The following is a 26,898-nucleotide window of genomic DNA, read 5'->3' as shown; positions in this document are numbered from 1 at the left end:
GGATGGCCGTGGAATCGGTGTCCGGATGCTCGTGGAATGAGTGTCCGGATCAGCGTGGAATCACTGTCCGGATGTGCGTGGAATGGGTGTCCGAGTCAGCGTGGAGTCCGCAGGCCGTGAAACGAGTGACGGAGAATAGAGGCAAGAGAACACCGGGTGTTGACGGCAAGATATGGTCAACGCCAGAGGCCAAATTCAAGGGAGCACACGCGTTACAGCATCGGGGCTACCGTCCTCAACCGCTGAGGCGCATCTACATACCCAAAAGCAATGGCAAGCAGCGTCCGCTGGGAATTCCGACGATGGGGGATCGCGCCATGCAGGCGCTATGGAAACTGGCTCTTGAGCCTGTTGCCGAAACGCGTGCAGACCCCAACTCATATGGATTCCGACCGCACCGGTCAACGGCCGACGCCATTGCTTATTGCTTATTGCTTCGACGTTCTGGCGAAGCGCAGCTCAGCATCCTGGGTGCTCGAAGGTGATATTCGCGGCTGTTTCGACAACATCAGTCACGACTGGCTGCTTGCGAACGTACCCATGGATAAAGTGATTCTGCGTAAATGGCTTCGAGCGGGGTATGTCGATCAGGGAGCCTTGTTCGCAACGGAGGCGGGAACCCCGCAAGGGGGAATCATCTCTCCGGTACTGGCGAACTGGACGTTGGATGGACTGGAAGAGGTCGTCTACGCAAGCGTGGCTGCAACAGCACGCCAGCGTCAGCCATTCAAAATACACGTTGTACGGTATGCGGATGACTTCATCGTGACCGGCGCCACGCAAGCTGTACTGCAACATCAGGTTCGCCCCGCCATCGAGGCCTTCCTGAATCAGCGTGGCCTGGAGCTCTCAGATGAAAAGACTCACATCACGCATATCTCACAAGGCTTCGATTTTCTCGGCCAGAACGTACGCAAGTACGCCGGCAAGCTGCTCATCACTCCGGCTCGCAAGAGTGTGAAAGCGCTGTTGGATAAGGTTCGGGAGATCACGAACGGAAACAAGGCGGCTACGCAGACGAACCTCATCTTGACCCTCAACCCGGTGATCCGGGGATGGGCCATGTATCATCGTCATGTGGTCGCGGCTAAGCGCTTCGCGTGGATCGACCATCGAATTTGGCAGGTGCTATGGCGCTGGGCTGTCCGCCGGCACCCCATGAAAAGTGCCCATTGGGTGAAACAGCGATACTTTCGTACCGTGGGTCAACGGCACTGGGCTTTTGCTTCCAGGGAAAAAGCACGCGGCATGAACCAACCGGTTTGGCTCTTTGCCGCCGCCAGTGTTTCGATTGTGCGGCATATCAAGATACGCAGCGCAGCGAACCCGTTTGATCCGGCATGGACGTTTTACCTTGAGCGCCGAAGAGCGCGTCGTTTGGTAGCCCGGTCTTATTCAGGCTGTTGGAAGGCTTGAGCCGTATGAGGGGAGACTCTCAAGTACGGTTCTCAGGGGGAGGCAGGGGTGGTAACACCCCTGCTTTACCCGACTGAAGGCGCACATCGGCGCCGATGCCGAGTCCGGCCTGGTGCACAGCGTGGTGGGGACGGCAGCCAACGTTGCAGACGTTACCCAGGTCGACAAACTGCTGCACGGTGAGGAAAACATGGTGGGTGCCGACGCGGGTTACACCGGCGTCGAGAAGCGCCCGGAACATGAAGGCCGGGAGGTGATCTGGCAGATCGCGGCCCGCCGCAGTAGGTACAAGGTAAGCGAACGGGCATTACACCTTGCCGGCGGATACCCAGTTGTGCGGCAGCAGCTCGGCCAGAGCGCTGGCCTTCTGCGTCGGCAGTCGTGTCAGCACATCCTTGAGATAGGCATAGGGATCATGCCCATTCATGCGCGCCGACTGGATCAGGCTCATGATTGCCGCCGCCCGTTTGCCGCTGCGTAGCGACCCGGCAAACAACCAGTTCGAACGCTTATGCCAAGCTCGGCATAATCGCTCGAACTGGCTGTTCAGCGACACGCCCAAGGGCGCCACAGCCAGCGCGCAGCTCTACAGTCTGATCGAGACCGCCAAGACTAATGGGCAGGAGCCCTATGCCTGGCTGCGCTATATCCTCGAACGCCTGCCCTTGGCCAATAGCATCGAAGACTTCGAAGCCCTGCTGCCGTGGAACTGCCCGCCGACGAGCGCATCCTGATAACAAAGCCTCGTCAACGGAAGACGGGGTTTATGGAGCGGATACTGGATGGCGCGCCGACATTTGCTGACGAATGCAGGAGACGTGCGCCTGTAATGTGGGAAATGGCCGCTGTGCGGTGCTCGCGGTGGCTAAAAACACAGAAATGAGCGGGTTACTTGATCGATTTTGGTCGAATCGCCGCTTCTAAAACTGGTAAGGGCAGAAGTCGGCCGGAAACACAGGGCTACTTCAGACCATCCCTAGGGCATGACTTAGGTAATCGACCAGGAAATCATGGAAGGTCCTCCATTTTTTCGAATGGAAGAGGCGATTTCTGACCGCTACAAACTGATAGCCGCTGTCCGTCTTGGCCGCGAGTACGGGTTTTCCCAGTCCCTGTTGCTCGATACGCTGATGCTCCTTTGCACCCTGGCTCGGGTGCATGCGGGGCACTGCCGCCATCGCCTGGGCAAGGCGATCCCCGTGAGCGCTATCGCCATGGCACTTCTTGTACTTCTTGCCACTGCTGCAGGGGCAAGGTGCATTACGACGAACTTTTTTCACGGAATTCACCAAGCGTGTCGATCCGGACATTGCGACGTGTCTCCAAGCAAGCCGGCACTTTTCTCAACAGCTGTGCACGCAACTTGCCAAAGGAAGTTCCATCCGCCCCTGTCAAGCCCACCAACAGAATAGACATTTGCAGAATACGGGGCCATCGACCAATCAATACAAGGCTAGCACCCTACCGGACTTCTTCGCTTTGTATTCCCATCAAAAAATCCATAAATCCCGGAGATCTGGCTAACGGATAGGACTTAAGTTTACGAATCACGTAGGCGTAATCCTGCCTGCAACCGAATGTAGCACTGCGCCTGCCCAGCTCAAAACGGGAAAGTGAAAAATAATAATAAAAATCTCTCATCGCCTCCGCCATTACACCAACATCTTCATCAGAAACAATCGAAAATACCTTTGCAGCAAGAACGAACGCACATACTCTTTCGTTAATCTTTGCCTCTATTACCCCCATTCGTAACGAGTGAATGAATGAGTAACGATATCGCCCAAGTCGAGAACCACCTCTCCCCCAGTGAGTTATATGCCAGGCGACTCCACCGACATGCTGCGTAGTCGGCGATTGCAGGAACATTCTCAAGACAAATTCGAAGCATTCGAGTCTTTGACGCAGAGCCAAATTATCCGACTGACTGAAGGACTCATCCAACCAAAGGGACACTTTCTTTAGTATTTCGTTTTTCGTAGAATGTACAGGATCGCTCTGCCATATCCTGAAGACCTTAGAAGAAGGCGGCTCTTTAATTCTATTTGCTTCGACTGCGAAGGCAGCCCAACCCTTGTTCAAACCTTCATGACCAAGGAAATATGAAAGTTCTATATGATGCACGCTGCAATATGCAGAAGTGACATAACACCAACTCTTACGCCATGCCGGAAGTAACCCATCGGCAATATCGCGACTTAGGCATTCGGAGCAGTACAAGCGCCTTGCCGACCAAGGCAGCAGCGAGCCACCCATCCGGCTGGTCGTGGCAACAAGAACATCATCATCAATACTCAACTCTTTACGGCAAAACCTTATAAATTTCGATCGCAGATCGAAATCCGGGTCCTCGTAGCGAACCTCCCCAATAAACTTTGCGGGTGCACTGCGTACGTGAATATTACCAAGCATCAAGCCAACTACTGGGCTGCCCTTAATGCATCGATATATCCAAGACGAAAAAGCCTCATCAAAAACCGGACACAGAAACTTCTCCACCTTTGCTAATACCCCCACGGCGACAAAATAGCTTTATGTATATTACGGGGTGTTATTCTTTCTTCACCAGAAGAGACTGCATAGCATGCGGCAGATTTCAAAGCCTGCATAACGCCACCCATCCTGCCGGACGTGTACTGCAACAAGCACCCCACCAATTCGGCGCCATCAAGTTGCGAGGCGTGCTTTAGCGGTATGTTTTGCTCAACACCAGCCAAAAATGAGCGAAACGACTCATCCTCTTTCCAATCACTCATCTCAAAGCTGAAAAAACGACGCTCAAGTTGCGGATCAAGCTTTAATGCATTTTTTGCCTCACTCACTCCAAATCCTAGTATGGGAATAGCCACATCTGGATTGGTGAACCATTTCAGTATCGAGAGATTTTTCTGCTGCTCTAGGCGCGCAACGAGCATCGCGTCCTGTAACTCATCAATGATAATACCCCTTATCCGCCTCAGGCGTATGACCTCGATTAACTCCTTTGGCATTTGCACTCGTTTGGCAGGGAATTTAGGCATGAGCTCCACCGGGAGCCCTAACGCGGAAACCAGTAGCTCGCCAAACTTCAAGTTAAAAGGATTTGCAGCCATATCTATGTAAACAATCTGCTCAGCCAAAGCTCGATTCAATCTAACCTGCTGCACTATGCTGGTTTTTCCTGAGCCTCCCGCCCCTGTAACGATGAGACAAGGAGCCTGAGTTCGCTGCGGCACCTTGATAATATTTTCAATTATGTTGAGAACATCTAAAGACTGGGGGTTATCAATGTAGAATCGGTCACTTTGAATTGCCGCTATTCTCTGCGCAGCCGGCAACCTCAAGAGCTCTTCCGTCTGTGGCGAAAGATGATTTCCCTCACTCATTATGGCCTCCGAGAATAGGGTGTTGCACGCTTGGAGTAGTCAGGCTTTTCCTGTTGCTGTGTTACACCAATTACTTCAGACCCAGAAGCACTATCAGCCCATGCACTACTCTTGTGCTCATGCGCAGCTGCCTGACTTCTTCGTTGCCTTTTTGTCTCCCTCTGCGCATCAGTAACTATTTCGTCGCACTGGTCAATGATCGGCACGACGGCGGGATCTTCAAGCCCTCCCACTTGAACGGAGCCTGGCAGGTGATCACCTATAATTCTCGCTCTGTACTCTTCATATGCAAAATCTGCGGTTGTTGCATCAGAGAAATTTATCGGCAAATAGGAACCATCCAACTTCGCCCATATCGTAGCCATCGAGTACGGATCGAATTTAACTGTCACATTCCGCCTTCCCACATAGGATCTAAGAGCATTACTCCAGTACCACTTACGATTCAGAGTAATCCCTTGGGGGTGAATGATTCTTTTCTCTTCCGGCATGAAGTCAAGCTTGAGCTCCCAAGGATTTGAAACCAGTGGCGGATGCCAAACTTCCCCGCCAGCCGTCGTAAAAAGCATTTTCCACTCTGCACTTGGAGAGCGCTTCAAACCGGAGTGGTGGCGTGCATGATAGATAGCGACCTGCCCAGCAAACCACTTACAGAACTCCTTAAAGGTTAACGCCGCGTGTTTTTCGCTATCATAATTTTTGCGCTGCTGAGTATTGGAATAAGTTGTACCAGGAAGAAAATGCACATACTGGGTCATCATGGTGCCGATCAGGCTCTCTATATGCCCACCGTAATGTTTCCTCCCCTTCGGCCGCCACTCGACTTTTATACCGCGGGCAGAACAAGCCTTTACCAACTTAACAGTACGAAACTCTTTTGCATTATCTAAGTGAAGCGTGACTGGAATACCATAAAACGGATGAATCTGTGGATTCAGACCGAGGCGCCTGAGAAACGAATTCTTTGGCAAAGCGGCATGAGCAAGAGCGCTCGCCACAGACACAGTAGAAGGGGGATACATACTTATGTAGTACCCAAGAATCACTCTAGTTCTAAGGTCAACCAGAAGTGTCAGCCACGGACGACCTATCGGGCGGCGCAACTTCTCATCCACTAGAATGACGTCAACTTTCGTGTGATCCATTTGGACCCACTCTAGCGGAGCTTCGACTTGTTTCTTCCCGGGCTTAGCTCCATACAACTGATTGGCCGACTCGGCGCCATGGACACGCAAGTGCCGTTCGCGCTCTGGTATCGCCTTGATCCTTGCTGCAACCGCAGTGCGCGATGGAACCTTAATTGCTTCCTTAACACAGAGAAGCTCAACTTTTCTCCACACTGCTGATATTGTTGCCGACTTTCCTTTGTACACCTCCTCTATAGCCGCCTGAATAATCTCTTCAGTCTTGCTTGAAATAACTTTTTCGCCTCGCTTTCTCCCCCGCGTTATCCTCAACAAGGATGCTGGGCCGCTGTTTTTTTCGAACTGCCTAAGTTTTCTGTAGAATGTACTAGTAGAAATTCCCGCCTCAAGCGCTGCCTGCTCTAAGCTAAGTTCCCCATCACTGTGCCGCGTAATTAACTCACATAAAATCGTGGCATTTTCCCACTCCTTCTGCGACGCCTCCTCCACTCTGGCGAACACGCTCTCAGACGCCTGACCGGCTTTAACATCTTCTGCTGCAGGAAGTACCTCTATATCTTCAAGGTCAGTAACGAGACTCTCCCCCGTCCCGCTCAAAGTCACCCTTATCTTCGAATCAGGAAGGCACTCTTGGATCGTGGCCGCCTTTCCTTGCGCGACTACGACAAGGCCAGGCCTCAGCTCTACTCGACTCATGGAGCGCTCCTAAAGGCATGCGTCCCAGAGAGCGTAGATTGCTTTTTAAAAATGACAAGAAACTAATAAAATCGAATTTTTGTGCGACTTTTAAAAGTTTTTTTTATTTAATTCTTTGTAAAACATAGACATACGAAATTGCGACTTTTAACAAACACCAACAGCGTCTTCAAGGAATGCTGCTGCATTCTCCAGCGCGCGTCGTCCCTCGGGCAAAATCGCGGCGAACAGGTGCCAGACATGGAACATGCGTGGCCAGACTTCCGGGGTCACCCGCACACGATTCTCGGCCAGGTGCGTGGCAAGCCGCAGCGCATCGCTGAGCATTACCTCGCTTTCGCCGATATGAATCGCGATCGGAGGCAACCCCCGAACATCCGCAAATAAGAGCGTCTTGGCCATCAAGTTGAGGCCCGCCAGGTTTACGGTGGGATCGATGCCATCGCGGGTCATCATTGACGAACCCGTGTGCTCCAGGTTGGCCCAAGGCGAGAGCGCCACGCCAGCAGCTGGAAGCGGCAAACCGGCAGCTCGCTCGGCGACCATCACCGTCACCACCATTGAGCCGCCGGCGGAATCGCCCGAGAACACTATCGAGCGTGCGGGAGTGCCTTGATCCAGAAGCCATTGCTACGAGGCCAGCGGCGGCCGGGAATGGATGTTCTGGTGCCAGGCGATAGTCAGGCATGTAGACCCTGGCCTTTAGCAGTTAAGATGAGCATCTAAATAATGGCAAAATTCTTTAATATCTTCTCTGCTCTGAAGAATGGAAAATCGACTGTCAGCGACCTGTTGCCAGTAAAAAGCCGCATCAACGGCATGCTGGCGAATTAAAGGAACAATCACTCCGTTTATTTCATGCATCCTGAATACGCTCTCCACTCTTACGAATAGCTTTTCACTATAGAGTGCCACTGTTGACCGTCGAACCTATCTACCCGGTAAGAGCCGGCAATAACCAGTATGCCGTCATAAGCATCCATATGGCCGTTGAAAACCACTTTTTTATCGCCGTCCATTACATACTGCATTGCTTTGCCATCCCATACCCGAAGCTGGTAATCCGAGCATAGCCACACCTGATTGTTAAACCAGCGTAACTGGTTCCATAAAATGGTGGAGTTTCCCTGATAAACCTTCGTCCAGGTATGTTCTTTACCGACCCACAGGCTACAACCTTCGCCGCCGATATAAACGTTGCCGTCCGGGGCACATAGCACAGTATTAATCTGTTCATTGGAAGGAAAAGCGCACTGTGACCATCGTTCGCCGTTATAGCGCCAAACGTCGCCACGACCGCCCACCGCATACATGTCCTGTTCGCTGAAGCCGTCAATATCCAGAAAACCTTCAGCTATTGATTTTTCTAAGGTCCACTCTTCCTCAGATAAAGTAGGGATCCCATGGCTTATAGATACCCATTGTCCGATGTCAACCCGCTTATAAATTTTTCGATGTACGCTGGCGGCATATGTGTAGCCGTCAATGCATCGTAAGTTCGCTGTGCCTGCACCTTGCCCTTCGATAATATGCTCTAGCGGCCATTTACCCTTTCCCATTACACTAACTGTGCTATCTGCTAATCCTCGGGAAATCAATAATCCCTGAGATACAGGTTTATGAGATATCCCAACAATAGGTCGAGCAAAACCTGCCAATCCTTTCCATCCATAAGGATCGTCTGGTGTATCAAGATACAGTGCCACTAACCGACTAGGAATTTCACTATCCCACATATCCTTCATTTGCTCATGAGGTAAATCTTTTCTGAGGCAGCAATAAATAATATTTTTATCTCTTACTGCACAACCTGTAATAATCCAATTTGAAAATATTTCTTGCCATAATTCATTGTTGATATATGTATTCATAACACTATTCCTAAAAAGTCATTTATCGCTTCCACGGCTATCTTCTTTTCTGGCTTCTTTACCCTGCTCATTAACTACTTTCGCCCGACTGCCCCGGCATATTTTATAAAATTCTGCTAGTTGCTCCCGGATACATTTATAACTACAGCCCGCATAGGGAAATGCTGTCATATGTGAAGCCGCTGCAGCATTCATTGCCTGATCAAGGCTGATCGTGTTTTTACTATCCTTAGACATTTTATCGAGAATATCTGCCATTGCACCATGCACACGCTTGTGGCTCCCTTTATGCCAGGAGGTTCCCTCAACGCAAACCGTTGGTGCCAGAGCGGCCTGTTTTTCCGTCCACTTAGGGCAGGTATCCTCAACCATTTTATTATTGAGCAGGTGGTGTCCCGCTTGCCCTTTACAGCAGCCTTTTCCCGTCGCGGTTTCGATTTTAGAGCGTTGTCTGGAACCAGTGAGCGTATTTTTAGCGCCGTAAGGAACGAGATTACATTTTCTGGCACGGGGACAAGGGTTAATGGCCGCCAGCATATCCTGACCATCAGCAGCCAGATCTAGGAACAGTCTTCTTTAGCAACCATACTGTTCTTGATAAATACCGTGGCCGTGCCTTTATCCAGCGTTTGTGCTGTGACCGTATTTGGATAGGGAACAACAATTTTGCGTAGTTTCCCGCGATTCCGTGATAGCCCGCAGGGTTTCCCGCCACATACCCACCACCGTGTATGTAGAGCATTACCCTGCCGTCCTCGATGTTCTCGGGAGTAACCAGGGTGGCCGGCACGCTTCCCATCTGAATCTCGTCCACGGTCACGCCCTCTGGCGTGGGATGGACGGTGAGCGCCGTCAGATATTGCGCCCTGGCGTTGGCCCAGGAAGTGTTCAGATCGCCGATTGACCGCTGTAAACGGGTGGAGGCACGCCGGGAGGACGCGTTGCGTCGCCGGCTCTGGCACAGAGCCGGCGAGTGTTGGCAAGACCCAGGAAGTCGATCCGCTATTGGGCCAGGTAGCCGCCATCGATGACCAGCTCCGTCCCGGTGACGTAGCTCGATTCATCGGATGCCAGGAACAGACAGCCGTAGGCGACCTCGATCGGTTGGCCTCCTCGTCTCATTGGCGTGGAGGCGATCACCACCTCGTTGAGCTCAGGCGCCTGTGCGTCGGTGAGCGCTGTGTGGATGAAGCCTGGATGCACCGAGTTGACGCGGATTCCGTCGGCGACGTACGTCATTGCCGCGTTCTTCGACATGTTGCGAACGGCGCCTTTGGCCGCATGGTAAGAGTGCGCGCCTGCAACCGCGGCGCTGCCCCAGATAGATGAGATGTTGATTATCGATCCCCTCCTCTGCTTGCGCATCACGGGAATGACCTCCCGCATGCCGAGGAAGACGCCCGTCTGGTCGACGGCAATCATCTGCAGCCACTCCTTCATTTGCAGTTCGTGCAATGGCTCGTAGGCAATGATGCCGGCGTTATTGACCAGCACGTCGATACGGTCGTGCTTCTTGACGATGTCGCTGACGACGCTCTTCCATTCGCTCTCGCTGGTCACGTCGAGGTGCATGGACTCGATGCCTGCCGGGTATGGAGATGGCGGTGCTGTAATGTCGGTCGCCACCACGATGGCTCCCTCCCTGGCAAACAGCTCCGACACCGAAAACCCGATGCCTCCGGACGCGCCGGTGACCAGAACGACTTTATCTTTAAGTCTCATGTCATTCACCTCTCGTCTTGCGCTTGTGATTCTCCGATGAGTCCTGATCCGGCGGCGAACGCCTGTTTTCGCCGATTCACGCCAGATAGGTGCGCGCGGGGTATCGCCAGGCCCATGGCATCGGGAAGTAACGAAAGAGCTGTCTGCCTTGATGATTCGAGTCTAGGGCTCGCGGTCGGCGCGCCGTGAGTAAATCATTGTGAAGCCTCGTAAAGCCGGTGCCCGAGGTACCAGGCTTGCGCTTCACAACGCGGGCAGAACCTGCAGTGATCGAAGGCGCGGGTGGATTACGACTGATTAAGCACGGCTTCGCGTGCGACCTCACCAACGAGGTCACGCAGCCACTGATGCGCGGGGTCATGGCGGTAGCGAACGTGCCACGCCATCTCTACCGGAAATGTGCCCAGGTCGACGGGCGCAGCCAGCACCTTCAACCGCGGGTCGCGGGCCAGATGCTGGCAGATCAGTCTGGGCAGGGTCGCGCAATAATCCGTCGCGGCTATGAGTTCCGGGATGGCCAGGAAGTGCGTTACCGATACCGCCACCTCGCGCTGCAGTCCCTGCCGCTGGAGCGCCTGAAACAGGCCTGCTCGCAAGCGCCCCGGAGGAAGTACGGTGACGTGCCGAAGCTGTTCGTACTGCTGCCTGGATATCCGTTTGCTGATACGTGGATGGTCGGCGCGAACCACACAGGCCAGGCCGTCTTCCATCAGGTGCTGCACGACCAGATTGTCGGGCGGGTCAGTGATGCGCCCCAACACCATCGCCGTTGTTCCGGAGATGACTCCGGTCTCTGCCAGATCGGCGCCGAACGGCACCATCCGCAGCCGGATGCCCGGCGCCCGTTCGCGCAGACGCGCGACGATGCCCGGCAGTAGCACGAACTCGACGTAGCTGTTCGGTGCCAAGGTGAACAGGCGCTCTGCCTTGGCCGGGTCGAAGCCCTGCTGGCCAAGCACCAGTTCGTCCAGGCTCGAAACGGCAGCGGCAATACCGGGAGCCAGCGCTTCGGCCTTCTCGGTCGGCTGCATCCCGTATCGCTCACGAATGAACAGCGGGTCCTGAAGCATGTCGCGCAGTCGCGCCAGGGCGTTGGAAAGCGCTGGCTGCGTCATCCCCAGGCGTTCGGCCGCCCGCGTGACATTGCGCTCTTCCATCAGCGTCAGGAAAACGGGCAGCAGGTTCATGTCGTAGCGCATCCAGTCATATTGATTAGGACATAACTGGAATTCAACAGATAAATTGGCTGAATGACTTCCTGGCGCGCAATCTGAGCCTCGTTGACGAATTACTGGTCCTTCCCGGCCGTTACCCCGTGCCCCTTACCCCTGTATTCGAACTGGAGCCGCCATGTCTTCCGAATCGCTCTTCTCCCCTACCCGCCTCGGTGCCATCGACGTCCGTAACAAGATCGCCATGGCACCGCTGACCCGCTCCCGCGCCGACATGAACGGTGTTCAGACGCCCCTGGCGATCGATTACTACGGGCAACGTGCCTCGGCAGGCCTGATCATCACCGAGGCCACCAACATCTCTCGCCAGGGGCGCGGCTACGCATACACCCCCGGGATCTACACCGACGCGCAGGTGGCCGCCTGGGCGCCCGTGACAGAGGCCGTCCACGCCGCCGGCGGCCGCATCGTGGTCCAGCTCTGGCACGTGGGTCGGATGTCCCACATCAGCCTGCAGGAAGGAGGCGCTGCACCTGTGGCACCGTCCGCTATCCAGGCCGGTGGCAACGTCTTCACCGAAGCCGGCTACCTGCCCCCGTCAATGCCGCGCGCGCTGGCGACCGAAGAGATCGCCGGCATCCTGGAGGACTATCGTCACGCCGCGCGCCTTGCGAAGGAAGCCGGGTTCGATGGCGTGGAAGTGCACGCGGCCAATGGTTATCTGCTGGAGCAGTTCCTGCGCGACAGCACCAACCACCGCGACGACCGCTACGGTGGCTCCCTGGAGAACCGCGCCCGTTTCCCATTGGAAGTCGTGGAAGCTGTCGCCGATATCTGGGGCGCCGACCGCGTGGGACTGCGCCTATCGCCCCTCTCCACGGCAATCGGCGACACGCCGCTGGACAGCGCGCCGATGGAGACCCACAGCTACCTGGCTCGCCGACTCGGTGAAATGGGGCTCGCCTATCTGCATGTCGTCGAAGGCCAGCTGCACGGTGGCAATGGCGCCGACCTGTTTGACGTGCAGGCCCTTCGTGCGGCCTTCGGCGGTGCCTACATCGCCAACAACGGCTATGACCGACAGCGAGCCATTGATGCCACCGCTTCCGGTCACGCGGACATGATCGCCTTCGGCAAACCCTTCATTGGCAACCCCGACCTCGTCGAGCGGTTTCAATCCCAGGCGCCCCTGTACGACGCGCCGGTGGAGACCTACTTCGGTGGCGGTGCGGAAGGCTACACCGAGTTTGCCCGCGTATAGGTCGCGTGGAGCTGTGCGTGACCAGGTTGGCCACGCACGGCTCCCCTACCCCATCGCTCGTAGCACCTCAGCCGAAATCTTGAGTTCACGGGTTTCGAAGCCTTCGGTGAAGCGCGAGTAGACCGCCTCCAATTGCTCCCTGGCCTCCCTGCTCTTGCCCTCGCCTGCCCGCACGCGCGAAATGAGCAACGCGACTCTCAGCTCCCAGGACAGCGCGGACTGCTCCCTCGCGCTCGCCAAGGCCCGCGAAAGCAGATCCTCAACCTGCTGCTTCTCGATCGGCGGCAGGCTCAAAATCACCTCGGCCTTGGTTCTCAGCAGGTCAGGAAAGTTGAAGTTGCCGCTTGTGATTTCAGCCAGTTCGATCGCTTCCTCGATAGAAGCCAGGGCTTCTGCGCCCTCTCCGCATTCCCGTTGCGCTTGCGCAAGGGCCTGGAGTGCATCCGTCCTCACGACGCTCATCTTGGGCGGCGGCAGCAGCGCCAGGCACTGCTGAAGTTGGTCAGCGGCGACCTGGTGGTGCCCTCTCTGCAGCATCAGCAAGCCGTTGAGGAAGAAGATGACCTGACGGCGCACTGCCACCTTGTAGTCCACAGCGACGCTCTCGAGCTCATGGATCAGGTCCTGTGCCCGGTCCAGCAGGCCATTGCTGAGCAGGATGGGGAAACACAAGGTTGCGCACAGGTAGAACGAATCCGGGTTCCGCCTGCTTTCGGCAATGGCGCTGGTTGCGAGCTGGAGCGCCTGCAGCGGCATACCTCGAATCCATTTCACGCGTGCCTGGCCAAGGCTTGCGACGACCTGCTCCTTGGTCTCGAAGTACTGGAGGGGACGCAAGGGGTGCCCTGCCAGAAGCCCGGCACCTGCGGAGTAGCTTTCGTCAGCCTCCGCCTGGTGCCCCGAGAAATGCCAGGACGACCCTTCCATCCAGCGCGCGATGATCGCCTCGCAAGGGCCGCCATGGGTCGCGGCCGCGCTGGCGTACCGCTCGCTGACCACCCGCGACTCCTGGAACCTGCCGTTCGCCATCATCGCCAGGTGGAGGCCGGCGAGGAAATGGAACATGGAGCGAACATCGCCCATTTGTCGCGAAAGCTCCAATCCACGCTCCACGACGGGCGTCATCTCGCCGTCGTAGTCACCGGCGGAGTAGTAGGTAACCGCCGCCGATTCCAGTAATTCGAGTTCCGTCTTCGTCGTGCGGAACGCCTCCGGTAGCAGCCTCAGTGCCCGTTCGCAGCAGCGCTTGCACTCCATGAGCAACCCCCGCTCCAGAAACAACGGAGCGGCCAGGCAACTGATCTCCACCGCCAGCGGTAACGCCCCCTGCTCGGAAAACGCCCAGTCGATGGCCGCGCGCAAGTTACCGACATCCAGTGGACCCGACTGCTCGCTCGAAGCGATAGACGACGCAACGCGAGCCTCCTTCAGCCGTCGAAGCTGGCCTGCGTAATAGAGGGCGTGGCGGCGGGCGTATTCGTTCCGCTTTTCAAGCCTCGCGAGCCGGGAAGCGGCATAGGCACGGGTGGTCTCGAACAACCTGAACTGAAGCGCTCCGCTCACTCGCGCGATGGCCACCAGCGACTTGTCGACCAGATCACTGACGGCCTCCCCCACCTGGATGGCGTCGATCTCCCGATCCGCCGCCACGGCCACCGCAGCATCGAGCGTGAAGACTCCCCAGAAGACGGACAGCCGGTAGAGCACCTGGCGATCCCGCTCAACCAGAAGGTTGTGGCTCCAGTCGATCATCGTCTCGACCGTCTGCTGGCGGGGACAGGCATCACGGCGGCCCTGCCAATGCAGGGCGAACTGGTTGGCGAGCAGGTCGGCAACGCCCTGCACGCCATAGGTCCCGACCCGACTGGCCACCAGGCCGATAGCATGGGGATTCCCATCCAAGCGGCGACAGAGGGCCGCAACGGTAGGCGCATCCTCGTCACGCAGGTCGTTCCTGGCGCCCCCTTCCCGGGCTCGTTCCATGAACAGCTGCACGGCCGGCCAGAACAGGGCCTGCTTCGCCGTTAGGCGGCCCGTATTGGGCGGGGACGCCAAGGGACGCAGCAGGTAGATGAATTCGTCATTGACCCTGAACGCCTCCCGGCTGGTATTCAGGAACGACACGCTCCCGGTCCCATCGACAATCTGCAGGCACAAGGCTGCAACTGCGGCGATCAGATGCTCGCAATTATCGAGAACGATCAAGGTCCTTGTCGTCGAGAGAACATCCAGAAGTCCCGGCAGGATATCGGCGCCCGAGGCGTGGTAACCCACCGCTGCGGCCACGGCTTCCGCGACCATCTCGCCACATTCCAGGGCACTCAGGTCAACGAAATGAATCGCGCCATCGAATGCACCGAGCAGATCGTGGGCAACCAGCACGGCCAGGGTCGTCTTACCCGCACCTGCCGCTCCGACCACGGTGACCAGCCGCCTGTCCAGCACCACCTGCGAGAGTTCCGTCACGCAGTCTTCCCGCCCCACCGCGGACTTCAGTGGCATCGGGAGACTCGGGAGCGCTTGTGGGGTTTGATCCGTCCTCAAGGGATGCAGGACCGCGGCGACCGAACTGGCTTCAGGCACTGCCGGCGTGGACGGTTCCGTGGCCTCGATCCGCACGACCGCAGCGACGAAGCAGTACCCACGCCCCGCGACGCTGGCGATGTACCGGGTCTTGTGCTGATCACACGCCAGGGCGCGACGAATGTTCGCGACCTGCACGCGCACATTGGAGTCCTCGACAATCAGCCCCGGCCAGGCGAGCGTTGTCAGTTCCCGGTGCGTCAGCACCCTGCCATTGCCCTCCACCAGCGCGGTGAGGATGTCAAATGCACGGCTCCCCAAGGGTACTTCCACGCCGTCCTTATGGAGGACGCGGATACCTGGGTAAAGGCGGAAAGGTCCGAAAGCGAACGCATCGCGCATAGTCTGCGCTCCTGAGGGCAGCCAAGGAGAATGTGATCGTCGAAGCACCCTGCCGGACAGCTCCCTCATCTCTGCCGGTTTTACTGCAGTACCTGCTGTCGCGCCAGCCAATAGAAGTAACAGCTGATAAGACGGCTGAAGAATCGACCGCCGCCCCAGCCGAGAACGTCTTCAATCTCGAGATCGACGACGGCAAACGACACGCCCGGACGGTTCAGAATTGGTCATTTCCTAGAAAATAGCTGCAATATCACACCAGCTGTGATGCCTGCTCATAGGGGCGACTTGTGTTCTACATGGCCCATCGCTGCGGATGTTCCGGAAGGCGGCTTCACGAAGATTAACAACACCTAACACCCCTCATTCGGATCACAGTCCTAGGATGGAGGCCTGTCCAGAGCGCATCGCCGAACCCTGGGAGCCGCCATGAAAACTCGTGAATGTGAGCGTGCAAGCGAACTTGATGATCCCCTGCGCCGGGAGCTGCTGCGGGCTACGGGAATCGTCACTCTCGGAGGAGTCCTGGGCTCTTCCCTAGGGTTGACCCTGCCATCCCGGGCCGAAGCCGCCAGCGCCACAGGGGCAACAAGCCTGGGCTCCCGCCTTCGCGGCGTGCAGCACTTCGGCATTACGGTGCAGAACATGGACCGCGCATACGAGTTCTACACCGAGGTCCTCGGTGGGACGGAGATCATGCGGGACGGTGACTTCTTCGGGGATCGGATCCAGAACACTCTCCTGCTCACGGAGGAGGTGCAAGCGGTAGCGGATGGCGTCAACCCAAGCACACTCGGCATTCCCGACCTTCGTGGCGGCGCCCAGCGCCTGGATGTCAGGTTCATCCAGTTCGACAACGTGGTGATCGAGCTCCTCCAGTACCGGGACAAGGAAGAACCGGCCGGCAAGGGCGACAGCTTCGCCCCGGCGCGGGAACTGACCAGCCCGGCCTTCCCCCGCTCCATGCACGTGTGCTTCTACATCCGCGACGATGTCGACTTCAATCAGTTCGTCCGCGACCTCGAAGCGGAGTCCGCCCGGCGCGGCATGACCCAGGTCAAGGCCAACCGGATCGTCAGGGCAACCACCGAACAGCAGCGGCTCGACGCGGCACTCGACAGCAACACCAACAGGATCACCGAGGGGGCCTCGTCGGGCTGGTCGCTGATCTACTGCAAGGGGTCCGAAGGCGAACAACTGGAGTTCGTCCAGGTTCAGGGCCAAGCCAAGCAGACCTTCGACGGGGCCTATGAATCCCGTCGCAAGCAGCTCGGCGGGTAACCCGCCCTCCCCTGTGCACGCCTTTGCGACGACGCGGATAGCACCATGAAGACATTCGCAACCACACTGCTGCTGCTCTCGCTCGCCTTCGCTCAACCGGGCCGGGCCGAGCCTCAGGCGTTGGTGGTGGGCCAGATCAATTTGAGCTTCTATACCGCGAGCGCTGCCGTCGTGAAAGAAGTACTGGGCCAGCTCGGACACCCCGTGCAGGTGGTGGAAGGCAACCATCCCGACATCTACGGTCGACTGGGGCGTGGCGAGGCCGATCTGCTCATCGCATCCTGGCTGCCCAATGCCCACGGCCATCTTCAGGCGCCCCTGGCGGACCAACTGGTGGAGGCCTCGACCCTGTACGAAGACGCTCGCCTGTACTGGGCGGTACCGGCCCACGTTCCGCAGGAGGCCGTGCGATCCATCGACGACCTGAAGAAACCCGACGTGCTCGAACGCATGGACCGGGTCATCGTCGGCGTCGGTCCAGGGTCGGGCCTGATGAACGGGTCCGAGCGGATCATGCAGCGCTACGGCCTGCAGGCTGCTGGCTACAGCCTCAAGGTTGCGCCCGCCCTGGAGTGGTCCCTTCGGTTGGCCGATGCATCTGAAAGCGGCCGCTGGATGGTGATGCCGCTATGGCAACCGCAGTACCTCAACGCCCTCTACCCCGTGCGAATACTCGACGACCCGCGTGGGATCTTCGGTGTCGATCGCGCGGTGGTCGTGGTGCGCAAGGAGGTCTGGCAGCAACTCCCCGAGCGCACGCAGGTGGTCTTGAAACGCATACACCTGGGCATCCCGGTGGCCACCGAACTCGAACGCCAGATGATGGTGGAAGGGAGACCCGCCGAGCAGGTCGCTCGTGACTGGATGGCAGCCAATCCAGACGTGGTCGCAGCCTGGTTCCGGGAGTAACCGAACCACTATCGCCCACCTGCGCCCCTGGGCACGGCGTGGGCGCGCCTCATGAAAGCCGCCCCGGACCTTGCTCCGCACGCGTTAATGGATGCGAGGTACCGGTTGAACAGGAGACATCATGATGAAACCGCTCTACTCCCCCTTGCTTGCCACCCTACTGGCGGCCTCCGCCTTCACCCTGACTGCCAATGCCGCACAACCTGAAGTGGGCAAGGTGGAACTGGTGGCCGAACTCGAAATCACCCCCGGCAATGTCACCGCTTCCAAGGATGGGCGGGTGTTCGCCAGCGTCCACGGCATGCGCCGGGGCCCCGTGCAGCTGGTGGAAATCACCGGCAACAACGCCTATGCGCCGTTCCCGAATGACGCCTGGAATGCCAAGCCCGGCAGCGGGCAGGACGTTCTGAACACCCCCCACGGGGTAGTGATCGATGGCCAGGATCGCCTGTGGGTGATCGACCACGGCAACTGGATGGACAAGCCGCAGCCGCCGAAACTCCTGGCATTCGATATCAACACGCGTGAACTTGCGTACCGCCACGACTTCAATGGCTGGGTGGCACCGGCAGGGCAGATCCTCCAGGACCTGGCGGTCGATGGTGAGCGGGGATTCGTCTACGTCGCGGACTGCGGCCTGGACCCGGCCATCGTGGTTGTCGATACGAAAAAAGGCACCGCTCGCCGCTTCCGCGGACATCCGTCCCTGGCGGCCGAAGACGTCGAACTGGTCGTGGAAGGCAAGCCACTGCTCTTCCCGGGTGAAGGCGGTCGCATGGCGCCGGCGCGGGTCGGGATCAACCCCATCACGCTGTCGGCCGATGGCGAGACGCTTTACTTCGGTGCGATGAACGGCACCAGCTGGTACGCCGTGCCCGCCCGTCTGTTCCGCGAAGGTGCTGCTGATGCGCAGATTGCCTCGGCCATCACGCGTGTAGGTGCCAAGCCCATTTCCGATGGCGCCGCGACGGATGCCGAAGGCAATCACTTCATCACCAACCTGCCGGACAATGGCGTTGACGTCCTGACCGCCAAGGGCGAGCTGAAACCGCTGGTGCGGGATGAGCGCTTTCTCTGGGCCGACAATGCCCACTTCGGGCCCGACTCCTGGCTCTACGTAGCGGTCAACCAACTGCATCGAAATCCCATCTTCACGGGGGCCGGGGACACCGGCGTGCCACCCTATCTGATCGTACGGATCTGGACCGGTACCCAAGGCCAGCCGGGACGCTGAAGCTGGCCTGACGGCGCACTGCCGCCCTGTCATGCAGGGTGACAGTCTCTCGCACCGGTGCCCATGGGGTCTTCCGTCATGCGTTCGAGTGTGAGGAGGAAGCGTCGTGCCGCGTTCCAGGCTTTTCGAGCCGCTTCATCTCGGACGTCTGCAGCTGGCCAATCGCATCATGGTCGGCCCCATGTGCCAGTACTCCGCGGAGGACGGATGCATGAGCGATTGGCACCTTATTCACCTCGGCCAGCTCGCACTCTCGGGTGCAGCCTTGCTGGTCATCGAGACGACGGCCGTGTCACGGGAGGGACGCATCAGTCATGCCGACGTCGGTCTCTGGAATGACAGGACCCAGGCAGCAATCGCCTTGACGCTGGAGAGTATCCGGCGCTGGTCGGACATCCCCATCGCCATTGAACTTAGCCACGCTGGCCGCAAGGCCTCCATGGACGTCCCCTGGAGGGGCGGCATGCAACGCCCCCCGGGCCGGGAGAGGGGCTGGCAGGCCAAGGCACCGTCCTCGCTGTCCTGCAGGCCTGGCCAGATTGCCCCGAAGGCGCTGGACCGCTTCGACCTGCAGCGCATCCGCGAAGGGTTTGCCAAGGCCGCCATGCGCGCCTCGCGCGCCGGTATCGACGCCGTCCAGATCAACATTGCCCAGGGATATCTGCTTCATCAGTTTCTATCTCCGCTCACTAACCAGCGCGCCGATCGGTACGGCGGATCGCTGCCCGGGCGGATGCGATTCCCCCTCGAAGTCTTCGACCAGGTGCGCAATGCCTTTCCAGCCAGTCGCCCCATTTTCGCGCACCTCTGCGCGTCGGATGATGTCGAAGTCGGTTGGACGCTTGAGCAAGCCCTGATTCTCGCCAAGGAACTGGAGGCCAGAGGCTGCAGTGCCATTCAGGTGTCCTCAGGTGGAATCCAGCCCCGCGACTCTGCTCCGGCAGAGCGCGAAAACCTGGAGTCGCTTGCTCGAGCATTGAAGGCGGCAGTGGCAGTTCCCGTGGCGATGACCAGCCCCCTCACCGGTTACCAGCAGGTCGAAGCGCTTGTCTCCCAGGGCACAGCGGACCTTATCGCCATGACGCACACGCTCCTGAACGCCCCCCGTTGGCCTTGGCTGGCAGCTCACTCATTGGGGGGCCGGGTCTGGATGCCGGTCCAGTACACACACGGACGCGCTGGCCTTTTCTGGAAACGCTGAGTGCAACGCATCACGGGGCCGGAATGGTCCTTCCGCACTAACCGCGCCACGGTGAGTACTGTGCAATGACACCTGCCTTTCACAGATGAAATCGCCCTACTCCGGCATTCGCCTCCAGCTCGGCTCATCCCGCAACACCGGGTCATCGGTCGCAGCCATGAATCTCGGCAGGTCCGTCCGGGCGATCCAGATTTCCCCCTGCCACTTCACCACGCCGATCCGCTGATTGGCCCAGGTCATGAATGCCCGATGCGGCGTGGCGTCCGGCGCGCGGTGATAGTCGTGCAGCGTCGGCACCAGCACTTCGCTCAGCCACTGGCTGATCACCCGGTGTTCCGGGTGCCCGAAGCGGTACAGCGCCTTGTAGGCCCCGGCATCGCTGATCACCTCGACCTCTTCGCGAAAGCCGCTGGCGTACTGCAGCATCACGCTGCGCTTCTGGTGCGGGTCCATGCGCTTGGGCAGGCGGTAAGGGCGATGGGCGCCGATCAGCAGGGCGAAATCGTAGGCGACGAACCAGGGCTGGTTGTCGATCATCACGGCCCGCAGTTGATGGGTATGGCGCTGGAATACGACGGGGGTATATGCGTCATGCATGGAACGGCTCCTATTAGCAGAAGAGCTGCCACCGTTGTCGCTAAACAAGAAGGTGGCAGATCGCGTGGGGTTAGCGAACCGGCTAATAGGACCCGGCAGACCCTGAGGATCTCCCCACGCGATCTGCCATAGAGCGGTGCAGTCCAGAACTGCCCGAGTGCCGATGCCTGCGAGAGTCGCAAGCATCTTGATGGCGCAATCGCACCTATTAGTTCGGGTCGCTAAACCCGGCCACGGATTAACCGTGACGGCCGGCACTCTATCCAGCGCGTTTGTAGGCGCTCAAGGTTAAAGCTGCGTAGGAAACCTTGCTGTCGGCACAACGACTTATCGCAGGACGAATCCTGTAGGAGAACGCTTACTTCCCCCACCCTCCCCTGAAGCCTTCCGGTAACCGCCTGCATGCAAGCGCGTTTACTCGCGGGTTTGCCAATACGGCTCACGAAGATCGCGCTTGAGGATCTTGCCCGCCGCTGACATGGGCAATGTTTCGCGAATCTCCACCGTCTTCGGGCATTTGTAGCCAGCTACGCGCTCCCGGCAATGTGCCCGCAGTTCCTCTTCGCTGGCCCGCGCAGTGGGCTTCGGGTAGACACACGGCGTGTACCGCTTCTCCGCAGCTGTCGTTCAGCTGCATGTGGTTTACACCTCAATAGGGTTGCGTGAGTGCGAGCCGACGCGTCGAGCGAAGGCCGTCAGTCATCGAAGGCCGTCCGCCACTGCCCTGCCAGCTGATCGTCACCTTCGGTATGCACGAGCCCATGCTCCAGCGCCTGGGTGGCAGTCACCCGATTCGCCAGCATGGCCAGCAGCACGCCCTCGCCCACTATCACCAGGCTCTCTCCCTTGGCAGGGGCCGGCGCATGCGGGGTCAGATGCCACTGGCCATCGCGCAGCTCGAAGCGCGTCCACAAGCCGGGCTCCACCAATAACAAGCTGAAATCGTTGCCACTGGGTGGCAGGCGGCTGGCCAGGCGATCCATCGCGGTCAGTGCGCGACGCATACCGAAGCCGCCGGGTAATGGCAGCGGCTTGGCGATCAGTTCGTCCTGGTAGGCCTGGTGGATGGCCAGGGACACATCCAGGGATGCCGGATGTGCCAGGGCCAGATCCATCGCCATGCCGTCATAGCCACAGGCCAGAGAGGCCGGGGCGGCGCTGCACAGCAGCACCGCCAGGCCAAGTATCACGGCTCTCATGGCGTGACGATGTCGAACCAGAAGTCGAACGTGTCGAGCAGCCCCATGAATTCGCCGAAGGCTTGCTGGCGACCGTCGAACTTCAGCTCGCCGGAAGCCACCTTCTGCTCCAGGGTGGCCCTGCCCAACTGGATGTCTTCCAGGGTGCCCTTCTTCATGGTCAGTCCGACATCGGCCTTGTCGCTCGCCTTCGGCTCATAGGTGAGCACGGCGTTCTCCACGGTCAGGGCGTAGCGCTTGCCCAGGTCGGTGAAGTTGAAGTTCAGCACCAGTTTCTTGCCCGCCGCGCGCTCGCCGTTCAGGCGTACCGCCAGGTAGTCGAAGAGCATTTCCGGCGTCATCGCGTGAATCACGTCGGGGCTGGCGGTGACCGTATTGCCCAGGGTCGGAACGCCATTGCGCAGTTCGTACGCGCCCTGCAGGTAGATCGAGCGCCAGGGGCCGGCCTCGGCCTGGTAGCCCAGTTGTTCGAAGGCATCGGCCATCAGACTCTTCGCCGCGGCGTTATCCGGTTCGGCGAACACCACCTGCTTGGTCGCTTCGGCCACCCAGCGGTACTCGCCCTTGGCGAAGTCGGCTCGGGCCTTGTCCAGTACCGCAGCCGAGCCACCCATGTATTCGACGTACTTCTTTGCCGCCGGCTGCGGCGGCAGCTTGTCGAGGTTGGCCGGGTTGCCGTCATACCAGCCCATGTAGCGCTGGTAGACAGCCTTGGCGTTGTGCTTGAGCGTGCCGTAGTAACCGCGCCCCGGCCAGAAAGCCTCCAGCTCCGGCGGCAGTTTGATCGCCTCGGCGATCTCTTCGCCGGTCATGCCCTGGTTCATCATGTGCACGGTCTGGTCGTGGATGTACTTGTACAGCGCACGCTGCTTCTTCAGGTAGTCCTCGATCTCGGCCTTGCCCCACACCGGCCAGTGGTGGCTCTGGAACTTCACTTCGGCCTTGTCGCCATACAGTGCAAGGGCTTCGCCAATGTACTTCGACCACTGCAAGGCGTCGCGGACCTGCGCCCCGCGCAGGGTCAGCACGTTGTGCATGGTGTTGGTGGTGTTCTCGGCCATCCACAGCGCCTTGAACTGCGGGAACCAGGTGTGCATCTCCACCGGCGCCTCGGTGCCCGGCGTCATCTGGAACACCATCTTGACCCCGTCGATGGTGACTTCCTGGCCGGTCTTCTCGACGAACTCGGTGGGCTGGATCAGGGTCGTGGTACCGGCAGATACGGTCTGGCCGAGACCGGCGCCAACGCCGCCCTGGGGATTGCGCGGCAGCAAGGCGCCAAACATGTAGACGGCACGACGGGCCATGGCGTTGCCGGCGATAACGTTTTCGCTTACCGCCTCTTCGGAGAAACCTTCCGGGGCGACGATCCTGACCTTGCCGGCCTTCACGTCCGCTTCGTCGACGATGCCGCGCACGCCGCCGAAGTGGTCGATGTGGGAGTGGCTATAGACCACGCCAACCACGGGCTTCTTGCCCAGATGCTGGCTGACCAGGTCATAGGCGGCCTTGGCGGTTTCCTGGCTGAGCAGCGGGTCGAAAACGATCCAGCCCGTGTCGCCCTGGATGAAGGTGATGTTGGAGATGTCGTAGCCACGCACCTGATAGATACGGTCGGTGACCTTGTACAGGCCGTACTGCACGTTCAACTGGGCATTGCGCCAGAGGCTGGGGTTGACCGTGTCCGGGGCAGGCTTGTCCAGCGTGATGTACTGCTTGTAGCTCTCCAGATCCCAGACCACCTTGCCGTTGGCGTCCTTGATGGTCAGGGTGTCCGGCTTGGCGATGAAGCCACGCTCGGCATTGGCGAAGTCCTGGCGGTCGGCGAAGGGCAGCTGCTTCAGCACGGCCTCGTTGGCGGCGCGGGTCACTTCGCTGGCGGGTTTGGCAGGTACCGGCGCGGCCTGGGCAATCGTACTGGCCAGCAGCGTCAGGCTCAGGCCGGCAACGGTCAGATGCTTAAGTGCGTGGTGCATGTAATGCTTCCTCGTTGTTGTTATCGGGTGTTCGCGATCCATTCCGCCGCGCGCTCGGCGATCATGATGGTGGGCGCGTTGGTGTTGCCGCCGACCAGGGTCGGCATGATGGAGGCGTCGACCACACGCAGCCCCTGGATGCCGTGAACGCGCAACTGGCTGTCCACCACAGCGAGTTCGTCGTTGCCCATGCGGCAGGTGCCTACCGGGTGGTAGATGGAATCGGTGCGCCGACGCAGCAGGTCGATCAGTTGCTCGTCGCTGTGCAGGCCGTCGCTGAATTTGTCCTTGAGGCCGAAACGCGCCATGGGCGCCTGCGCGATGATCTCGCGGGCCATGCGGTAGCCCTTGAGCAGGGTCTGCACGTCATCGTCATGGCTGAGGAAAGCGGGATCGATGCGCGGCGGCGCCTTCGGGTTCACCGACTGCAGGCCGACGCTGCCGATGCTCTTCGGCCGCAGCACGCAGACGTGGCAGCTGAAGCCGTGTCCCCAATGCAGCTTGCGATTGTGGTCGTCGAGCAGGCTCACCACAGAATGCAGCTGGATGTCCGGGCGGACCAGCTCGGCGCGGGTCTTCAGGAAGCCGCCACCCTCGGCGAAGTTGCTTGCCAGCGGGCCGCGCTTGCGGGCCAGGTACTGTGCCAGGGCCGAACCCATCTTCAGGCTGCCGCCCAGCGAATAGCCGAGGAGCGAGTTGTCGGTGCTCTGGTAGCCCAGCACCACATCCGGGTGGTCCTGCAGGTTCTGCCCAACGCCAGGCATTTCATGCGTGACGGCGATGCCTTGGGGCTTGAGTTCGGATTCCGGGCCAATGCCGGAGAGCATCAGCAATTGCGGGGTACCGAACGCGCCCGCGCTGAGCAGCACCTCACGGCGCGCCTTCAGGGTGAGGGACTCGCCCTTGATCTGCACCTGCACGCCACTGGCCTGCTTGCCTTGCAACAGCACGCGCTCGGCAGTGGCGCCCGTCAGTACGGTGAGGTTGCGGCGCGCGCCGCGTATGGGTTTGAGGAAGGCGGTGGCCGTGCTCCAGCGGCGACCGCCGCGAATGGTCACGTCGTACTGACCAATCCCCTCCTGCTCGGCCCCGTTGAAATCGGCGTTGTAGCGATGCCCCGCTTTCTGCCCCGCCTCGATGAAGGCATGAGTGGCGGCATGGGCCTCGATCTGGCCGACGTAGAGTTCGCCCTCACCGCCATGGAACTCGCTGGCGCCGCGATGGTGCATCTGGCTCTTGCGGAAATAGGGCAGTACGTCGGCGAACGACCAGCCGGAATTACCGAGGGCCGCCCATTCGTCGTAATCGCTCTGATGGCCGCGGATATAGATCATCCCGTTGATCGAGCTACTCCCGCCGAGCACCTTGCCGCGCGGCTGGTAACCCCGGCGGCCGGCCAATCCGGGCTGCGGCACCGTATCGAACGCCCAGTTCACGTGGCGGGTCGGCAGGATGGCAGCAACGCCCGCCGGCGCATGGACCAGCGGCGACCAGTCCCGGGGGCCCGCTTCGAGCAAGCACACGGAGACGGCCGGGTCAGCGCTCAGACGGTTGGCCAGTACGCAACCGGCAGAACCGGCGCCGACGATGATGTAGTCGAACTCCATGGGAAGCTCCGAAGTGGGGAGTGGCCCTGGAATTCTTCTCCGCAATCGACCGACTGATATTGATCTTTCATGACAGTTATTTGATTCTGCACGACATGGAACCTTTCATCAGAACCACTTCATTCGGCGGCTTTCGCGAACTCGTCGGCCAGCTCGGACACGACCCAGCGCCCCTCCTCGCCCGTTTTCGTGTCCGCCCGGAATTGCTGGACGACGAAGATGCCCGCGTCCCCTTTCGCTCGCTCATCGGCCTGCTGGAATGCGCAGCCGACGAGCTGGACTGCGCCGACTTCGGCCTGCGCATGGCCGAGTACCAGAACCTGGCCGTACTGGGCCCGATCGCACTGATTGCCCGCAACGCGGAGACGGTGGGCCATGCGCTCTCCGAAATCATCCGATTCATCGGCTACCACAGCTCCGGCATCCAGCTGGACCTGGACCGCAGCGAGCCGGAGGCTCCGCGCCTGGTCATCGAACTGCGCATGCCCGGTCCCCAGCGGCAGATGGTCGAGCTGGCCCTGGGCGTGGCGCACAACACGATGAAGATGCTGTGCGGACCGACCTTCAGTGCCAGGGCGGTGTTGCTGTCCGGCACCAGTCCGCTTCCGCTGGCCCGTTACCGCCGCTACTTCGCCAGCGAGGCCTATACCGGACAGGCCTGCAATGCCCTGGTTCTGACGGGAAGGCACCTGGAACAGCACATCGAGCGGCACGACCCGTCCCTCCACCGGACCCTGGTGCAGTACCTCAGCCAGGTTCACCTGCAAGGCTCCACGGACCTGCTTGAGCAAGTCCGTCGCCTGGTGCTGCGCCTCTTGCCGACGCAACAATGCCGCTTGCTTCTGGTGGCCGAGCAACTCGGCCTGCACGAGCGCACCCTGCAACGCCATCTGGCCGAACAGGCCCGCACATTCGAGGAGCTGGTCGAGGAAATACGCCGTGAACGGGCCGACTTCTATTTGGCCGAGCGCGACATTCCCCTGTCGCAGATCGCCGGCATGCTCGGCTACAGCGAACAGAGCGTATTCAACCGCGCCTGCCGCCGCTGGTTCGACATGACACCCGGCGCGCGCAGGAAGGCGCTGCTGGCGCAGCGCTGAGGGCTACGGGCGGCTTTCGCAACCGACTCCGGCTTTGGCTATGTCTCCGTTAGCTGTTGCAACGTTGAAGGAGGCGATTTAGCACGGGGCTTCCAGATTTGCGCACCAGCCTGACGTAACCCTCTCCCCCGCCCCTCTCCCTAAAGAGGAGAGGGGTGACTCGCGCCAGCGAGGCTTGAGCGATCCTGAAGCCCAGACGGGCCTGAAAACGGGCGGGCGAGGTG

22 protein-coding genes and 4 pseudogenes are annotated in these 26,898 nt (G+C 59.4%); 10 read left to right on the top strand and 16 right to left on the bottom strand.

Features of this window, described 5'->3' with window-relative positions; translation table 11 throughout:
* Positions 1-2: 2 nt before the first annotated feature.
* The 3 genes and pseudogenes from FFS60_RS29010 to FFS60_RS10180 form a co-directional block, all read left to right on the top strand.
* On the top strand, positions 3-485 hold the full coding sequence (locus FFS60_RS29010) for a reverse transcriptase N-terminal domain-containing protein (protein ID WP_305955949.1): 483 nt from the start codon (positions 3-5) through the stop codon (positions 483-485).
* Positions 382-1,416, top strand: a complete 1,035-nt coding sequence (locus FFS60_RS10185) for a reverse transcriptase domain-containing protein (RefSeq protein ID WP_256658063.1) — start codon at positions 382-384, stop codon at positions 1,414-1,416. Before FFS60_RS29010 ends, FFS60_RS10185 begins: the two co-directional genes overlap by 104 nt.
* A gap of 73 nt (positions 1,417-1,489) precedes the next feature.
* Positions 1,490-1,708: pseudogene (locus tag FFS60_RS10180) on the top strand (transposase); the annotation flags it as partial.
* A gap of 15 nt (positions 1,709-1,723) precedes the next feature.
* Here FFS60_RS10180 and FFS60_RS10175 read toward each other — a convergent pair.
* A pseudogene (locus FFS60_RS10175) lies at positions 1,724-1,933 on the bottom strand (transposase domain-containing protein); the annotation flags it as partial.
* 13 nt (positions 1,934-1,946) lie between these two features.
* Here FFS60_RS10175 and FFS60_RS10170 point away from each other — a divergent pair.
* Positions 1,947-2,150: pseudogene (locus tag FFS60_RS10170) on the top strand (transposase domain-containing protein); the annotation flags it as partial.
* 231 nt (positions 2,151-2,381) lie between these two features.
* On the opposite strand, the gene FFS60_RS10165 reads toward FFS60_RS10170, so the two are convergent.
* From FFS60_RS10165 to FFS60_RS10125, 9 genes and pseudogenes are all read right to left on the bottom strand, one after another.
* Positions 2,382-2,696 carry an SEC-C metal-binding domain-containing protein gene (locus FFS60_RS10165; protein WP_218570594.1) on the bottom strand — a complete coding sequence of 105 codons (315 nt, stop codon included), beginning with the start codon at positions 2,694-2,696 and terminating at the stop codon, positions 2,382-2,384.
* A 181-nt stretch (positions 2,697-2,877) separates the two neighbouring features.
* Complete coding sequence (locus tag FFS60_RS10160) at positions 2,878-3,915, bottom strand: hypothetical protein (protein ID WP_137821913.1); 1,038 nt, start codon at positions 3,913-3,915, stop codon at positions 2,878-2,880.
* 5 nt (positions 3,916-3,920) lie between these two features.
* Entirely contained in the window at positions 3,921-4,781 is an 861-nt protein-coding gene (locus FFS60_RS10155; RefSeq protein WP_137821912.1) for a TniB family NTP-binding protein, read from the bottom strand.
* Positions 4,781-6,622, bottom strand: a complete 1,842-nt coding sequence (locus FFS60_RS10150; protein ID WP_137821911.1) for a Mu transposase C-terminal domain-containing protein — start codon at positions 6,620-6,622, stop codon at positions 4,781-4,783. Before FFS60_RS10150 ends, FFS60_RS10155 begins: the two co-directional genes overlap by 1 nt.
* Before the next feature lie 147 nt (positions 6,623-6,769).
* Positions 6,770-7,331 (bottom strand): annotated as a pseudogene (locus FFS60_RS10145) (alpha/beta hydrolase fold domain-containing protein); the annotation flags it as partial.
* A gap of 175 nt (positions 7,332-7,506) precedes the next feature.
* The gene (locus tag FFS60_RS10140) at positions 7,507-8,493 is read right to left on the bottom strand and encodes a hypothetical protein (protein WP_137821910.1); all 987 of its coding nucleotides are present in this window, start codon (positions 8,491-8,493) and stop codon (positions 7,507-7,509) included.
* An 18-nt stretch (positions 8,494-8,511) separates the two neighbouring features.
* Complete coding sequence (locus FFS60_RS10135; protein ID WP_137821909.1) at positions 8,512-9,030, bottom strand: hypothetical protein; 519 nt, start codon at positions 9,028-9,030, stop codon at positions 8,512-8,514.
* 465 nt (positions 9,031-9,495) lie between these two features.
* Entirely contained in the window at positions 9,496-10,215 is a 720-nt protein-coding gene (locus FFS60_RS10130; protein ID WP_137821908.1) for an SDR family NAD(P)-dependent oxidoreductase, read from the bottom strand.
* A 287-nt stretch (positions 10,216-10,502) separates the two neighbouring features.
* Entirely contained in the window at positions 10,503-11,402 is a 900-nt protein-coding gene (locus FFS60_RS10125) for a LysR substrate-binding domain-containing protein (protein ID WP_218570593.1), read from the bottom strand.
* Positions 11,403-11,565: 163 nt separating this feature from the next.
* On the opposite strand from FFS60_RS10125, the gene FFS60_RS10120 reads away from it, so the two are divergent.
* Entirely contained in the window at positions 11,566-12,648 is a 1,083-nt protein-coding gene (locus tag FFS60_RS10120; protein ID WP_137821906.1) for an alkene reductase, read from the top strand.
* 45 nt (positions 12,649-12,693) lie between these two features.
* Here the strand turns inward: FFS60_RS10120 and FFS60_RS10115 are convergent, their stop codons facing one another.
* Positions 12,694-15,573, bottom strand: a complete 2,880-nt coding sequence (locus tag FFS60_RS10115; RefSeq protein WP_137821905.1) for a winged helix-turn-helix domain-containing protein — start codon at positions 15,571-15,573, stop codon at positions 12,694-12,696.
* 426 nt (positions 15,574-15,999) lie between these two features.
* Between FFS60_RS10115 and FFS60_RS10110 the strand changes: the two genes are divergently transcribed.
* The 4 genes from FFS60_RS10110 (at position 16,000) to FFS60_RS10095 (ending at position 20,195) form a co-directional block, all read left to right on the top strand.
* A complete protein-coding gene (locus tag FFS60_RS10110) occupies positions 16,000-16,851 on the top strand; it encodes a VOC family protein (protein WP_137821904.1) in 852 nt (283 codons plus the stop codon).
* Positions 16,852-16,896: 45 nt separating this feature from the next.
* Complete coding sequence (locus FFS60_RS10105) at positions 16,897-17,760, top strand: glycine betaine ABC transporter substrate-binding protein (protein ID WP_137821903.1); 864 nt, start codon at positions 16,897-16,899, stop codon at positions 17,758-17,760.
* 121 nt (positions 17,761-17,881) lie between these two features.
* Positions 17,882-18,994 carry an L-dopachrome tautomerase-related protein gene (locus FFS60_RS10100; protein WP_137821902.1) on the top strand — a complete coding sequence of 371 codons (1,113 nt, stop codon included), beginning with the start codon at positions 17,882-17,884 and terminating at the stop codon, positions 18,992-18,994.
* 106 nt (positions 18,995-19,100) lie between these two features.
* Complete coding sequence (locus FFS60_RS10095) at positions 19,101-20,195, top strand: oxidoreductase (RefSeq protein WP_137821901.1); 1,095 nt, start codon at positions 19,101-19,103, stop codon at positions 20,193-20,195.
* A gap of 96 nt (positions 20,196-20,291) precedes the next feature.
* On the opposite strand, the gene FFS60_RS10090 is transcribed toward FFS60_RS10095, so the two are convergent.
* The 5 genes from FFS60_RS10090 to FFS60_RS10070 form a co-directional block, all read right to left on the bottom strand.
* Positions 20,292-20,792 (bottom strand): BRO family protein, encoded by a 501-nt coding sequence (locus tag FFS60_RS10090; RefSeq protein ID WP_137821900.1) that lies wholly within the window; start codon positions 20,790-20,792, stop codon positions 20,292-20,294.
* Positions 20,793-21,206: 414 nt separating this feature from the next.
* Entirely contained in the window at positions 21,207-21,347 is a 141-nt protein-coding gene (locus tag FFS60_RS29005; protein WP_256658065.1) for a hypothetical protein, read from the bottom strand.
* Between the two features lie 140 nt (positions 21,348-21,487).
* A complete protein-coding gene (locus tag FFS60_RS10080; protein WP_137821899.1) occupies positions 21,488-21,991 on the bottom strand; it encodes a hypothetical protein in 504 nt (167 codons plus the stop codon).
* On the bottom strand, positions 21,988-23,967 hold the full coding sequence (locus FFS60_RS10075; protein WP_137821898.1) for an alkyl/aryl-sulfatase: 1,980 nt from the start codon (positions 23,965-23,967) through the stop codon (positions 21,988-21,990). Before FFS60_RS10075 ends, FFS60_RS10080 begins: the two co-directional genes overlap by 4 nt.
* A 20-nt stretch (positions 23,968-23,987) precedes the next feature.
* Entirely contained in the window at positions 23,988-25,574 is a 1,587-nt protein-coding gene (locus FFS60_RS10070) for a GMC family oxidoreductase (RefSeq protein WP_137821897.1), read from the bottom strand.
* A gap of 95 nt (positions 25,575-25,669) precedes the next feature.
* Between FFS60_RS10070 and FFS60_RS10065 the strand changes: the two genes are divergently transcribed.
* Entirely contained in the window at positions 25,670-26,674 is a 1,005-nt protein-coding gene (locus tag FFS60_RS10065; RefSeq protein WP_137821896.1) for an AraC family transcriptional regulator, read from the top strand.
* Positions 26,675-26,898: the final 224 nt, after the last annotated feature.

Origin of the sequence: Pseudomonas sp. D(2018), from assembly GCF_005502555.1 — a bacterium.
In the GTDB taxonomy this organism is placed as follows: Bacteria; Pseudomonadota; Gammaproteobacteria; order Pseudomonadales; family Pseudomonadaceae; genus Metapseudomonas; species Metapseudomonas resinovorans.
Note: the sequence above shows the minus strand (reverse complement) of the source record. Positions and strands in the feature narration are given on the sequence as shown.

What these genes read in the sequence shown, in the direction of transcription:
- FFS60_RS29010 (WP_305955949.1), top strand. Translation starts at nt 3, where the DNA reads ATGGCCGTGGAATCGGTGTCCGGATGCTCGTGGAATGAGTGTCCGGAT.
- FFS60_RS10185 (WP_256658063.1), top strand. Translation starts at nt 382, where the DNA reads ATGGATTCCGACCGCACCGGTCAACGGCCGACGCCATTGCTTATTGCT.
- FFS60_RS10155 (WP_137821912.1), bottom strand. Translation starts at nt 4,781, where the DNA reads ATGAGTGAGGGAAATCATCTTTCGCCACAGACGGAAGAGCTCTTGAGG.
- FFS60_RS10150 (WP_137821911.1), bottom strand. Translation starts at nt 6,622, where the DNA reads ATGAGTCGAGTAGAGCTGAGGCCTGGCCTTGTCGTAGTCGCGCAAGGA.
- FFS60_RS10140 (WP_137821910.1), bottom strand. Translation starts at nt 8,493, where the DNA reads ATGAATACATATATCAACAATGAATTATGGCAAGAAATATTTTCAAAT.
- FFS60_RS10135 (WP_137821909.1), bottom strand. Translation starts at nt 9,030, where the DNA reads ATGCTGGCGGCCATTAACCCTTGTCCCCGTGCCAGAAAATGTAATCTC.
- FFS60_RS10130 (WP_137821908.1), bottom strand. Translation starts at nt 10,215, where the DNA reads ATGAGACTTAAAGATAAAGTCGTTCTGGTCACCGGCGCGTCCGGAGGC.
- FFS60_RS10125 (WP_218570593.1), bottom strand. Translation starts at nt 11,402, where the DNA reads ATGAACCTGCTGCCCGTTTTCCTGACGCTGATGGAAGAGCGCAATGTC.
- FFS60_RS10120 (WP_137821906.1), top strand. Translation starts at nt 11,566, where the DNA reads ATGTCTTCCGAATCGCTCTTCTCCCCTACCCGCCTCGGTGCCATCGAC.
- FFS60_RS10115 (WP_137821905.1), bottom strand. Translation starts at nt 15,573, where the DNA reads ATGCGCGATGCGTTCGCTTTCGGACCTTTCCGCCTTTACCCAGGTATC.
- FFS60_RS10110 (WP_137821904.1), top strand. Translation starts at nt 16,000, where the DNA reads ATGAAAACTCGTGAATGTGAGCGTGCAAGCGAACTTGATGATCCCCTG.
- FFS60_RS10105 (WP_137821903.1), top strand. Translation starts at nt 16,897, where the DNA reads ATGAAGACATTCGCAACCACACTGCTGCTGCTCTCGCTCGCCTTCGCT.
- FFS60_RS10100 (WP_137821902.1), top strand. Translation starts at nt 17,882, where the DNA reads ATGATGAAACCGCTCTACTCCCCCTTGCTTGCCACCCTACTGGCGGCC.
- FFS60_RS10090 (WP_137821900.1), bottom strand. Translation starts at nt 20,792, where the DNA reads ATGCATGACGCATATACCCCCGTCGTATTCCAGCGCCATACCCATCAA.
- FFS60_RS10080 (WP_137821899.1), bottom strand. Translation starts at nt 21,991, where the DNA reads ATGAGAGCCGTGATACTTGGCCTGGCGGTGCTGCTGTGCAGCGCCGCC.
- FFS60_RS10075 (WP_137821898.1), bottom strand. Translation starts at nt 23,967, where the DNA reads ATGCACCACGCACTTAAGCATCTGACCGTTGCCGGCCTGAGCCTGACG.
- FFS60_RS10070 (WP_137821897.1), bottom strand. Translation starts at nt 25,574, where the DNA reads ATGGAGTTCGACTACATCATCGTCGGCGCCGGTTCTGCCGGTTGCGTA.
- FFS60_RS10065 (WP_137821896.1), top strand. Translation starts at nt 25,670, where the DNA reads ATGGAACCTTTCATCAGAACCACTTCATTCGGCGGCTTTCGCGAACTC.